The 12625-nt window shown below is 68.2% G+C and carries 11 protein-coding genes; 9 read left to right on the top strand and 2 right to left on the bottom strand.

Features of this window, described 5'->3' with window-relative positions:
- Window positions 1-192: 192 nt before the first annotated feature.
- The 6 genes from eccD to ACFVV1_RS37350 all read left to right on the top strand — a co-directional run bounded on the left by eccD (window position 193) and on the right by ACFVV1_RS37350 (window position 7516).
- Entirely contained in the window at window positions 193-1695 is a 1503-nt protein-coding gene (gene eccD, locus ACFVV1_RS37375) for a type VII secretion integral membrane protein EccD (RefSeq protein WP_389999188.1), read from the top strand.
- A 320-nt stretch (window positions 1696-2015) separates the two neighbouring features.
- Complete coding sequence (gene rpsO / locus ACFVV1_RS37370) at window positions 2016-2306, top strand: 30S ribosomal protein S15 (protein ID WP_003965855.1); 291 nt, start codon at window positions 2016-2018, stop codon at window positions 2304-2306.
- Window positions 2307-2651: 345 nt separating this feature from the next.
- On the top strand, window positions 2652-4865 hold the full coding sequence (locus tag ACFVV1_RS37365; RefSeq protein ID WP_389999073.1) for a polyribonucleotide nucleotidyltransferase: 2214 nt from the start codon (window positions 2652-2654) through the stop codon (window positions 4863-4865).
- Window positions 4862-6241 carry a M16 family metallopeptidase gene (locus ACFVV1_RS37360; protein WP_389999071.1) on the top strand — a complete coding sequence of 460 codons (1380 nt, stop codon included), beginning with the start codon at window positions 4862-4864 and terminating at the stop codon, window positions 6239-6241. Before ACFVV1_RS37365 ends, ACFVV1_RS37360 begins: the two co-directional genes overlap by 4 nt.
- 23 nt (window positions 6242-6264) lie before the next feature.
- Window positions 6265-7017, top strand: a complete 753-nt coding sequence (gene dapB, locus ACFVV1_RS37355; protein ID WP_389999068.1) for a 4-hydroxy-tetrahydrodipicolinate reductase — start codon at window positions 6265-6267, stop codon at window positions 7015-7017.
- Between the two features lie 13 nt (window positions 7018-7030).
- Window positions 7031-7516: a hypothetical protein gene (locus tag ACFVV1_RS37350; protein ID WP_389999065.1), complete on the top strand. Its 486-nt coding sequence runs from the start codon at window positions 7031-7033 to the stop codon at window positions 7514-7516.
- A 42-nt stretch (window positions 7517-7558) separates the two neighbouring features.
- Here ACFVV1_RS37350 and ACFVV1_RS37345 read toward each other — a convergent pair whose 3' ends face one another.
- Window positions 7559-8110, bottom strand: coding sequence for a hypothetical protein (locus tag ACFVV1_RS37345; RefSeq protein WP_389999062.1), 552 nt, complete (start codon window positions 8108-8110; stop codon window positions 7559-7561).
- 93 nt (window positions 8111-8203) lie between these two features.
- On the bottom strand, window positions 8204-8443 hold the full coding sequence (locus ACFVV1_RS37340) for a hypothetical protein (protein WP_389999059.1): 240 nt from the start codon (window positions 8441-8443) through the stop codon (window positions 8204-8206).
- Window positions 8444-8629: 186 nt separating this feature from the next.
- Between ACFVV1_RS37340 and thyX the strand changes: the two genes are divergently transcribed.
- From thyX to ACFVV1_RS37325, 3 genes are all read left to right on the top strand, one after another.
- Window positions 8630-9367, top strand: coding sequence for an FAD-dependent thymidylate synthase (gene thyX, locus ACFVV1_RS37335; protein ID WP_266749048.1), 738 nt, complete (start codon window positions 8630-8632; stop codon window positions 9365-9367).
- 152 nt (window positions 9368-9519) lie between these two features.
- The gene (gene dapA / locus ACFVV1_RS37330) at window positions 9520-10419 is read left to right on the top strand and encodes a 4-hydroxy-tetrahydrodipicolinate synthase (protein ID WP_389999055.1); all 900 of its coding nucleotides are present in this window, start codon (window positions 9520-9522) and stop codon (window positions 10417-10419) included.
- A 130-nt stretch (window positions 10420-10549) separates the two neighbouring features.
- A complete protein-coding gene (locus tag ACFVV1_RS37325; protein WP_389999052.1) occupies window positions 10550-12235 on the top strand; it encodes a ribonuclease J in 1686 nt (561 codons plus the stop codon).
- Window positions 12236-12625 lie beyond the last annotated feature (390 nt).

Here is a 12625-nt window from a genome sequence, read left to right as displayed (position 1 = left end):
CGCCCCCGTGGCGACGGGCTCCATCCGCGGGAGGATCCTACTGGCGTACGAGATGACCCCGGAGCGATAGGGTGTCGCGACGCGTGTAAGCATTCGCTAACTACCGCAAGGAAACGGTCATTCGGGGCGCGAGCGAGGCCCGCGATCCCGGGGTTGTTTCAGGAGAACGATGTGGGGGAGCAGCAGGTGACTATGACGGCCCAAGCGGCGGCCACCGGACAAGGTCGGCCGGGTCCCGGAGTTCCGGCCGGCAACGGAACCGGTTTCTGCCGGGTCACGGTCGTCGCGCCCGACAGCCGCGTCGACGTGGCGCTGCCCGAGGACATCCCGGTCGCCGACCTGTACCCGGAGATCCTCCGGCTGTCGGGGCAGAGTCCCGCCCAGGGCGCTCCGGTCGGCTATCACCTGGTACGCCGCGACGGCACCGTCCTCGACAGCGGGCGCACCCTGGCCGGTCAGCGCATCCTCGACGGCGAACTGCTGTCCCTGCGCCCCTTCTCCGAGTCGCTGCCCCCCGCGGTCTTCGACGACGTCTCCGACGCAGTCGCCTCCGCCGTCGCCCGGGACCGCACCCTCTGGGGCGACAGCCTCATGCGCGGAGCCGGGCTCTTCGGAGGGTCGCTCCTGCTGGTCCTGCTCGGTTTCGTGCTGTGGACCTCCGGCCCCCGGCACGACATGCACGGCCTGCCGGGCGTCCTTGCCGCGATCATCGCCGTACTCGCTCTCGCGCTCGCCTGCGTACGTGCGCGCGTGTACGACGACCGGGGATCGTCCACGGCTCTGGGGATCGGTGCGCTCGCGAACGCCGCGGTCTCCGGTGCCGGGCTGTTGCCGCTCGGCGAGGGAGAGGGCATCGGCAAGCTCCAGTTCCTGCTCGCCTGCGCCGCCGTGCTGGTCGCGGCGGTGATCCTCATGATCGCCGCTCCGGGCGGGGACGGTGTCTTCGTCGCGTTCGTGTTCGCAGCCGCCATCGGCCTGCTGGTGACCTTCGTCGCGATCATGACCGGCATGGCGCCTGCGGAGACCGCTGCGGTGTGCGCCCCGCTCTCCGTGGGTGTCCTGGCCTTCCTGCCCGGTCTCTCCACCCGCTTCGCCCGCCTTCCCATCGGCTTCGAGCCGCCCCGTACCACCGCCGGTGACTACGGGACGTCCGAGCCGGCGCCGCAGGGCCCCGTCGACGCCGACCGCATCGCCGCCCAGGCGCGGCGCGGCCACGAACTGCTCGTCGGCCTGGTCGGCGGATGCGCACTGGTGGCCGTGGGCGCCGCAGCCGTCCTGGGATTCTCGGACAGCATCTGGGGCCAGCTGCTGGCGCTCACCACCGGAGTCGCCATGCTGATGCGTTCCCACCTGTTCCGTTACACGGCGCAGGTCGGCTGCGCGCTGGCGGCGGGTCTCGGCGCTCTCGTGCTCCTGGGCCTCGGCCTGTCGCTCAATCCGCCGGTCGACATACTGCGCGAGGCCGTCGCGGGGGACAGCACCGCGCTCGACATCCGTACGATCTGGCTCGCCGCAGCCGTTGCGGGCGCCGCCGCCCTGATCACCGCCATAGGGCTGATCGTGCCGCGCAAGGGAGTCACCCCGTTCTGGGGGCGCTTCCTGGAGATCGCCGAAGCGTGTGTGCTCCTGACGCTGATCCCCCTGTGCCTGGCCGTTTTCGACCTCTATCACTCGATCCGCGCTCTCACCAGCTGACCCCGCGGGCCCACCCGTCCAAGCCGCGCCCAGCCGGACCAAACCCAAGCACTGCCGGCAGAACCCGAGCTCAGCCAGGCCATATCAAGCCCGTCCGGCGCTTGAGGACAAAGCGGCAATCGGACTCGCCGGGGTCACATCACCCTCGACCAAACCGGCTCCGCCGGACTGGTACGCTGGGTGACGGCCGTTTGTGTACGCGCTCCCGGATCATCCTGGGAGCTGCGCTCATCGGACCTTCGCCCCCGAGTAACGGAAGAACCCCTGCGATCAAGACCAGGGGCACTCGTGGACGCATCGAACATCAAAGAGGAGTACGCGTGCCGCTCGACGCCGCTACGAAGAAGCAGATCATGTCCGAGTTCGCCCAGAAGGAGGGCGACACCGGCTCCCCCGAGGTCCAGGTCGCGATGCTCTCCCGCCGCATCTCGGACCTGACGGAACACCTCAAGACCCACAAGCACGACCACCACTCCCGCCGTGGTCTGCTGATCCTGGTCGGCCAGCGTCGCCGCCTTCTGCAGTACCTGGCCAAGAAGGACATCCAGCGCTTCCGTGCCCTGGTCGACCGCCTCGGCATCCGCCGCGGTGCGGCCGGCGGCGCCAAGTAATACGCCGTGAAGGGAGCGGTTCCCACTACTGAGGGGGCCGCTCCCTTTGTTGTACGTACGATTGTGCGTATGTACGCATGTACGGACGTGACGGGCCCGCCCGCATGACCGGAATGCCAAGCTGAGCCGAATCTCAGTAACCTGGTCGCAGAACGACCTGCAGAACGAACCACGGACGAGCGAGAAGCAGACCTCCCCGCCGCCGGTCCTCGGTAGTGGCCCCCGGACTCATCGACCCGGGTGCTTCGATCGAAGACCGGCCCGCCGATGGAGGGCTTCTCCGCTACCGTCCCCCGCCACACGGGCGTGGGGGCGAGAAGACGATATGTATCGGAGAAAACGCTAGTGGAGAACGAGACCCACTACGCCGAGGCCGTTATCGACAACGGAACCTTCGGCACCCGCACCATCCGCTTCGAGACGGGCCGCCTGGCCAAGCAGGCCGCCGGCTCCGCCGTCGCGTACCTGGACGACGACACCATGGTGCTGTCGGCCACCACCGCGTCCAAGAAGCCCAAGGACCAGCTCGACTTCTTCCCCCTCACGGTGGACGTCGAGGAGCGGCAGTACGCCGCCGGCAAGATCCCCGGCTCCTTCTTCCGTCGTGAGGGCCGGCCCTCCGAGGACGCGATCCTCACCTGCCGCCTGATCGACCGCCCGCTGCGCCCCTCCTTCAAGAAGGGCCTGCGCAACGAGATCCAGATCGTCGAGACGATCATGGCGCTCAACCCCGACCACCTGTACGACGTGGTCGCGATCAATGCCGCCTCCTGCTCCACGCAGCTGGCCGGCCTGCCCTTCTCCGGCCCGGTCGGCGGCACCCGTGTCGCCCTGATCAAGGGCCAGTGGGTCGCCTTCCCGACGCACACCGAGCTCGAGGACGCCGTCTTCGACATGGTCGTCGCCGGTCGCGTCCTGGAGGACGGCGACGTCGCGATCATGATGGTCGAGGCCGAGGCCACCGAGAAGACCATCCAGCTCGTCAAGGACGGCGCCGAGGCCCCGACCGAAGAGGTCGTCGCCGCCGGTCTCGAAGCCGCGAAGCCCTTCATCAAGGCGCTCTGCAAGGCCCAGTCGGACCTCGCCGCCAAGGCCGCCAAGCCCACCGGCGACTTCCCGGTCTTCCTGGACTACCAGGACGACGTCTTCGAGGCGCTCGCCGCCGCCGTGACGTCCGAGCTGGCCCAGGCGCTCACGATCGCCGGCAAGCAGGACCGCGAGGCCGAGCTGGACCGCGTCAAGGAGATCGCTGCCGAGAAGCTGCTCCCGGCCTTCGAAGGCCGCGAGAAGGAGATCTCCGCCGCGTACCGTTCGCTGACCAAGAAGCTGGTCCGCGAGCGCGTCATCAAGGACAAGGTCCGCATTGACGGCCGTGGCGTCACGGACATCCGTACGCTCGCCGCCGAGGTCGAGGCCATCCCGCGCGTGCACGGCTCGGCGCTGTTCGAGCGCGGCGAGACCCAGATCCTGGGCGTCACCACCCTCAACATGCTCCGCATGGAGCAGCAGCTGGACACCCTCTCCCCGGTGACCCGCAAGCGCTACATGCACAACTACAACTTCCCGCCGTACTCCGTCGGTGAGACCGGCCGCGTGGGCTCGCCCAAGCGCCGCGAGATCGGCCATGGTGCGCTCGCCGAGCGCGCCATCGTGCCGGTGCTGCCGACGCGCGAGGAGTTCCCCTACGCGATCCGCCAGGTCTCCGAGGCGCTGGGCTCCAACGGCTCCACGTCCATGGGCTCGGTCTGCGCCTCCACCATGTCGCTGCTGAACGCCGGTGTGCCGCTCAAGGCCGCCGTCGCCGGTATCGCCATGGGCCTGATCTCCCAGGAGATCGACGGCAAGACCCACTACGTCGCCCTCACCGACATCCTCGGTGCGGAGGACGCCTTCGGCGACATGGACTTCAAGGTCGCCGGTACGAAGCAGTTCGTCACCGCGCTCCAGCTCGACACCAAGCTCGACGGCATCCCCGCCTCGGTCCTGGCCGCCGCGCTGAAGCAGGCCCGCGACGCCCGCCTCCACATCCTCGATGTGATGAACGAGGCCATCGACGTCCCGGACGAGATGTCCCCGAACGCCCCGCGGATCATCACCGTCAAGATTCCGGTGGACAAGATCGGTGAGGTCATCGGCCCCAAGGGCAAGATGATCAACCAGATCCAGGAGGACACCGGCGCCGACATCACGATCGAGGACGACGGCACCATCTACATCGGTGCCCAGCAGGGTTCGCAGGCCGAGGCCGCCCGCGCCACGATCAACTCGATCGCCAACCCGACCATGCCGGAGGTCGGCGAGCGCTACCTGGGTACGGTCGTCAAGACCACCACCTTCGGTGCGTTCGTCTCCCTGATGCCGGGCAAGGACGGCCTGCTGCACATCTCGCAGATCCGCAAGCTCGCCGGTGGCAAGCGCGTGGAGAACGTCGAGGACGTGCTCGCGGTCGGATCCAAGGTCCAGGTGGAGATCGCCGAGATCGACTCCCGCGGCAAGCTCTCCCTCATCCCCGTGATCGAGGGCGAAGAGGACGAGAAGAAGGACGACGCCGCCAAGTGACGTCCCGTAGTTCCGTGACGACGGCCCGCGCCTCCTCCGAGGCGCGGGCCGTCGCCCGTACCCAAACGCTTCTCAAGGGCACCAACGGCATCGGTACGGTCCGCCGCACCGTCCTTCCGGGCGGCCTCCGCGTCGTCACCGAGACCCTGCCCTCCGTCCGCTCCGCCACCTTCGGGATCTGGGCCAACGTCGGATCACGCGACGAGACCCCCACCCTGAACGGCGCGACGCACTACCTCGAACACCTCCTCTTCAAGGGCACCGCCAAGCGCAGCGCCCTCGACATCTCCGCCGCCATCGACGCGGTCGGCGGCGAGATGAACGCCTTCACGGCGAAGGAGTACACCTGCTACTACGCGCGGGTCCTCGACACCGACCTGCCGCTGGCCATCGACGTCGTCTGCGACATGCTGACCGGCTCGCTGATCAACGCCGAGGACGTCGACGCCGAGCGGGGCGTCATCCTCGAAGAGATCGCCATGACCGAGGACGACCCGGGCGACTGCGTGCATGACCTGTTCGCGCACACACTGCTCGGCGACACCCCCCTCGGCCGCCCCGTCCTCGGCACCGTCGACACCATCAACGCGCTCGACCGCGGCCGGATCACCCGCTTCTACAAGAAGCACTACGACCCCACACACCTGGTCGTCGCCGCCGCGGGCAACATCGACCACGCCACGGTCGTACGCCAGGTCCGCAGGGCCTTCGAGCGTGCGGGCGCCCTGTCCCGCACCGACGCCGTCCCGGTCGGCCCGCGCGCGGGCTCCCGCTCCGTGCGCACCGCGGGCCGCGTCGAGCTGCTGAACCGCCGGACCGAGCAGGCCCATGTCGTCCTCGGCGTGCCGGGCCTGGCCCGCACCGACGACCGGCGCTGGGCGCTCGGCGTCCTCAACACCGCCCTCGGCGGCGGCATGAGCTCACGCCTCTTCCAGGAGGTACGGGAGAAGCGCGGTCTCGCCTACAGCGTCTACTCGTACACCTCGGGCTTCGCCGACTGCGGACTCTTCGGCGTGTACGCGGGCTGCCGGCCCAGCCAGGTCCACGACGTCCTCAAGATCTGCCGGGACGAGCTCGACCGGGTAGCGTCCGAAGGACTGAGCGACGAGGAGATCGGCCGCGCCATCGGGCAGCTCTCCGGCTCCACGGTCCTGGGCCTGGAGGACACCGGCGCGCTGATGAACCGCATCGGCAAGAGCGAACTGTGCTGGGGCGACCAGATGTCGGTCGACGACATGCTGGCCCGGATAGCGCAGGTCACCCCTGACGACGTCCGCGCGGTCGCGGGCGAGGTCCTCGGACACCGCCCCTCGCTCTCCGTCATCGGCCCGCTCAAGGACAAGCAGGCCGACCGCCTCGACGAAGCGGTCTCCTAACCCACCCGTAAGGAAGCAGAGCAATGAGCAAGCTGCGTGTGGCCGTTCTCGGCGCCAAGGGCCGTATCGGATCCGAGGCGGCACGAGCCGTCGAGGCCGCCGACGACATGGAGCTGGTGGCCACCCTGGGCCGCGGCGACAAGCTGGAGACCCTGGCGGAAACCGGCGCCCAGGTCGTCGTCGAGCTCACCACCCCCGCGTCGGTGATGGGCAACCTCGACTTCTGTGTCCGGCACGGCATCCACGCCGTCGTCGGTACGACGGGCTGGACCGACGAACGGCTCGCGCAGCTGAACACCTGGCTCTCCGGCTCCCCGGAGACCGGTGTGCTCATCGCGCCGAACTTCTCCATCGGCGCCGTCCTCACGATGAAGTTCGCGGAGCAGGCCGCCCGCTACTTCGAGTCCGTCGAGGTCATCGAACTCCATCACCCCAACAAGGCCGACGCCCCCTCGGGCACCGCCACCCGCACCGCCCAGCTGATCGCCGACGCCCGGCGGAAGGCCGGCTGCGCCCCGCAGCCGGACGCCACCACGACGGCCCTGGACGGGGCCCGCGGCGCGGACGTCGACGGGGTCCCCGTCCACGCGGTCCGGCTCCGCGGTCTTCTCGCCCACCAGGAAGTGCTGCTCGGCGGCGAGGGGGAGACCCTCACCATCCGCCACGACTCCCTGCACCACAGCAGCTTCATGCCGGGCATCCTGCTCGGCGCACGCCGTGTGGTGACCACTCCCGGCCTGACGTTCGGCCTGGAACACTTCCTCGACCTGAACTGACTGAGTCCCCGCCATGCGCGCAAAGATCACTTACTTCGTCACCGCTGCCGTCCTGGTCTTCTACTTCGTCCTGGTCGGCAGCCGTGGCGTCCTGCTCATCAAGCACGGCACCCTGCTGACGGTCACCTTCGGGGTCGCGGTGCTGATCCTGCCGGTGATCGGGGTCTGGTTCCTCTGGAAGAACACCCAGTTCGTGGCACGGGCCAACGCGCTGGCCGCGGAACTCGACGCGGAGGGCGGCCTTCCGGTCGACGAGCTGGTCCGTACCCCGTCCGGCCGCATCGACCGCGCCTCGGCCGACGCCGTGTTCGCACGGCGCCGCGAGGAGACCGAAGACGCCCCCGAGGACTGGCGCTGCTGGTTCCGGCTGGCCGTCGCCTACCAGGACGCCAGGGACACCCCTCGGGCCCGGAAGGCCATGCAACGCGCCATCGCTCTGCACACGAGGCCCGTCCCCGGACAGGTCGCACCGGCCGGATCAAGTCCGTCCGGCGACTGAGGACGGCACGGTTACCGGGCGGACCCGGTAACCGTGCCGCCCTCAGCGCCGCCGATACTCGTCCCCCCACGCCTCGACCGTGTCCGCGGCACGGTCGAACGCCTCGCCCCGCGCCAGAAAATCGGCGTTGCTGTCGGTGAGCAGGGGCGGAATCGCCTGGCCACCCTGCTGCACGACGATCAGCGCCTGACCCTGCACCGTGCGCGGAAACCCGAGCCACTTCACCGGCTGCTGCACGGTACGGACGGCCGTGACCTGATTCCACGGCACGGTCGTCGTCGTGAAGAAGCCCACCCGCCGCACGCCGTGCCTGCCCACCCAGGCACCGAGCCGCAGCAGTCGTAGGGCACAGGCGATGACCACCAGCGCGAGTCCCAGACACACGCCGGCACCCGGCACCTCCCCGGCGAACGCGATGACCATCCCCGCGAGCAGGATGAACGACGCGAGCAGCAACATGGAGGCCGCAGCCGCGACCCGCCAGGGCCCGGGGCGGTACGGACGCCGCCACTTGTCGTGGTCGTCGAACGGCAGCGCGATGTCCTCAGCGCTCGCGTCAAACGCGCGGTCGGCCGTCAGAAAGGGCAGGGGCACGACTGATCCTCACTCACAAGCACGCTCGATTGCTGTGCCCGGTGAGGCTACCGAGGAGGTCACCGCCCGACCACCCCAGGGGGCCCGTACGAGTCAGTGCCCGTGGGCGGCCTCCGTCTGCTGGGAGTGCGACGGGTCCTGGGCGGGGCTCAGAGCGGGCAGGCCGAGGACCAGCGACCCTACGAGACCTGCGACGACCGTCAGCCCGATGAGGGAACGGCCGGCCAGCTGCGAGACGCTGGTGCGCTCACGCGGGGGCGGGGTGACGTTACTGCGGAATCGGTCGGCCTCGGCTACGAACGAGAACGGGACGGATTCACGCCGGCGGAACATGAGGAAACTCTCCTTGAACCCTGGTACGGATGCTGCTATTGAGTCAGACGCACGACAGACCCGTTCGGTGCCCCGAATCGCCGAATTCGTCGAAGAAATCCCGGCACGGCCCTTCCCGCCCTCGTTGTCAGTGGCGGCCCGTAGAGTGGGCGCCGCCCGAGCGACGCAATTGGAAGGACCCCGCCGGTGACCGAGACCCCAGAGCCCGCAAAGCCCAGCTTCCGCAGCGATGTCACCGTTGAGCTGGTGAAACATGCCGCAGGCGACTCCGACGTCCTGTTCGCGGCCCGTGTCTCCACGGCCGGCGAACAGTCCCTGGAGGAGGTCACCAAGGACCCTGAGCGCTCCAAGGGGCTCATCAACTTCCTGATGCGCGACCGGCACGGCAGCCCGTTCGAGCACAACTCGATGACCTTCTTCATCAGCGCCCCGATCTTCGTGTTCCGCGAGTTCATGCGCCACCGCGTCGGCTGGTCGTACAACGAGGAATCGGGCCGCTACAGGGAGCTGGAACCGGTCTTCTACGTCCCGGGGGAGTCCCGCAAGCTCGTCCAGCAGGGGCGCCCCGGGAAGTACGAGTTCGTCGAGGGCACCCAGGCCCAGCAGGAGCTCACCGGCCGCATCATGGAGGACTCGTACCGCCAGGCGTACGAGGCCTACCAGGAGATGCTCGCCGCAGGAGTGGCCCGCGAAGTCGCCCGCGCAGTGCTCCCCGTCGGCCTGTTCTCCTCGATGTACGCCACGTGCAACGCCCGCTCGCTGATGCACTTCCTCGGCCTGCGCACCCAGCACGAGCTGGCCAAGGTGCCCTCCTTCCCGCAGCGGGAGATCGAGATGGTCGGCCAGCAGATGGAGGAGCACTGGGCCCGTCTCATGCCGCTCACCCATGCAGCCTTCAACAAAAACGGACGCGTAGCCCCGTAAGCGGTGTCCGTATTGCGGCGTTTCGTGAAGTTCATCTAGGCTGATCAAACGGACCCGGCACTGCTTGAACCCCCGAGCAGGCAGTGCCGGGCTCCTACTGCGTGTCCCCCCGAGGGGGCATTGGGCGCTGAGCAACGAGTAGCGTGTTACCCATGGCTCCGATCTCCACTCCGCAGACCCCCTTCGGGCGGGTCCTCACCGCTATGGTCACGCCCTTCACGGCGGACGGTGCACTCGACCTCGACGGCGCCCAGCGGCTCGCCACCCATCTGGTGGACGCAGGCAATGACGGCCTGATCATCAACGGCACCACCGGCGAGTCCCCGACCACCAGCGACGCGGAGAAAGACCAGCTCGTCAGGGCTGTACTGGAAGCAGTGGGGGACAGGGCCCACGTCGTCGCCGGCATCGGCACCAATGACACCCGGCACAGCATCGAGCTCGCCCGCACGGCCGAGCGCTCCGGCGCTCACGGCCTCCTCGCGGTGACGCCCTACTACAACAAGCCGCCGCAGGAAGGCATCTTCCGCCACTTCACGGCCATCGCCGACGCCACCGGGCTGCCGGTGATGCTCTACGACATCCCCGGCCGCAGCGGTGTGCCGATCGACACGGAGACGCTGGTACGGCTTGCCGAGCACCCGCGTATCGTCGCCAACAAGGACGCCAAGGGTGACCTCGGCCGCGCAAGCTGGGCCATCACCCGGTCCGGCCTGGCCTGGTACTCCGGCGACGACATGCTGAACCTGCCGCTCCTCTCGGTCGGCGCCATCGGCTTCGTCTCCGTCGTCGGCCACGTCGTCACCCCCGACCTGCGCGCCCTCATCGAGGCGTACCTCGGCGGCGACGTCCAGAAGGCCACGGAGATCCACCAGAAGCTCCTGCCGGTCTTCACCGGCATGTTCCGCACCCAGGGCGTGATCACCACCAAGGCCGCACTGGCCCTCCAGGGCCTCCCCGCGGGCCCGCTGCGTCTCCCACTGGTGGAACTCACCGCACAGGAAACGGCGCAGCTCAAGATCGATCTCGCCGCCGGTGGGGTACAGCTGTAACCACAGACTTCACAACTGAATAGACGAAGAACAGTCGCAAGAGCGACAACAACAGACAACAGCAAGTGCACGAATGACATGCGCGCCACGTGCCCAAGCGGTACGTGGCGCGTGTGGTAAGGAGAGTCTTTTGAGTCATCCGCATCCCGAACTCGGCACCCCGCCGAAGCTCCCGAAGGGCGGCCTCCGGGTCACCCCGCTCGGCGGCCTCGGCGAAATCGGCCGCAACATGACGGTCTTCGAGTACGGCGGCCGCCTGCTCGTCGTCGACTGCGGAGTCCTGTTCCCGGAGGAGGAGCAGCCCGGAATCGACCTGATCCTGCCGGACTTCACCACGATCCGGGACCGTCTCGACGACATCGAGGGCATCGTCCTCACACACGGTCACGAGGACCACATCGGTGGTGTCCCGTACCTGCTGCGCCTGAAGCCCGACATCCCCCTCATCGGCTCCAAGCTGACCCTCGCGCTGATCGAGGCGAAGCTCCAGGAGCACCGCATCCGCCCGTACACCCTCGAAGTCGCGGAGGGCCAGCGCGAGCGCATCGGAGTCTTCGACTGCGAGTTCGTCGCGGTCAACCACTCCATCCCGGACGCACTCGCGGTCGCCATCCGCACGCCCGCGGGCATGGCCGTCGCGACCGGTGACTTCAAGATGGACCAGCTCCCGCTGGACGGCCGGCTCACCGACCTGCACGCGTTCGCCCGGCTGAGCGAGGAAGGCATCGACCTTCTTCTCTCCGACTCCACCAACGCGGAGGTCCCCGGCTTCGTACCGCCCGAGCGGGACATCTCCAACGTCCTGCGCACGGTCTTCGCCAACGCCCAGAAGCGGATCATCGTGGCGAGCTTCGCCAGCCACGTGCACCGCATCCAGCAGATCCTCGACGCGGCGCACGAGTACGGCCGCCGGGTCGCCTTCGTCGGCCGCTCGATGGTCCGCAACATGGGCATCGCCCGTGATCTGGGTTATCTGAAGGTCCCCGCCGGCCTGGTGGTCGACGTCAAGACCCTGGACGACCTGCCGGACGACGAGGTGGTGCTGGTCTGTACGGGATCCCAGGGCGAGCCGATGGCCGCACTGTCCCGTATGGCCAACCGCGACCACCAGATCCGGATCGTCCAGGGCGACACGGTGATCCTGGCGTCGTCCCTGATCCCGGGCAACGAGAACGCGGTCTACCGCGTGATCAACGGCCTGACCCGCTGGGGCGCCAACGTGGTCCACAAGGGCAACGCCAAGGTCCACGTCTCGGGCCATGCCTCGGCAGGTGAGCTGCTGTACTTCTACAACATCTGCAAGCCGAAGAACCTGATGCCGGTCCATGGCGAATGGCGCCACCTCAGGGCCAACGCAGAACTGGGCGCCCTCACCGGTGTCCCCAAGGACCACATCGTCATCGCCGAGGACGGCGTCGTCGTCGACCTCATCGACGGCAAGGCCAAGATCGTCGGCAAGGTCCAGGCCGGTTACGTGTACGTCGACGGCCTTTCGGTCGGGGACGTCACCGAGACCTCCCTCAAGGACCGCCGGATCCTCGGTGAGGAGGGCATCATCTCCGTCTTCATCGTGGTCGACAGCTCCTCCGGCAAGATCACGGGCGGGCCGGACATCCATGCCCGCGGCTCCGGCATCGACGACTCGGCATTCAGCGCCGTCGCGCCGAAGATCGAGGAAGCGATCAACAGGTCCGCCCAGGACGGTGTGCTGGAGCCCCACCAGCTCCAGCAGCTGGTCCGCCGCACGGTGGGCAAGTGGGTCTCCGACACCTACCGCCGACGCCCGATGATCCTTCCGGTCGTCGTCGAGGTCTGACCCCGACAGGCGCGAACTCCGGAGCGGGGCCCCCGATTTGCATCAGGGCGCCCCGCTCCAGTACGTTTACGGCTCCGCCTGACCGGGAACCACCGCGCGTACTCGTGTGCCGTGGTCACCCCGATGGGGGCGGGAATTCCGACTCAGAACCTCTGATAAAGTCGGAGCCGCCGAAAGGCAAGGCCATTCCAAAGGCCATCAGAATTCAAATTCGAACCGGAAACGGAACGAAAAAGAGTCTGGTAAGGTTGGAGCCGCCGGAAAGGGAAACGCGAAAGCGAAGAACTGGAAAGCGACCCCCGCTTCGACCGGGAATCGGACACGAAAGAGTCTGATAGAGTCGGAAACGCAAGACCGAAGGGAAAAGCCCGGAGGAAAGCCCCAGAGAGT

This window comes from Streptomyces sp. NPDC058092 (genome assembly GCF_042884935.1).
In the GTDB taxonomy this organism is placed as follows: domain Bacteria; phylum Actinomycetota; class Actinomycetes; order Streptomycetales; family Streptomycetaceae; genus Streptomyces.
The sequence above is the reverse complement of the archived record's forward strand: the minus strand, read 5'-3'. Positions and strand labels throughout refer to the sequence as shown.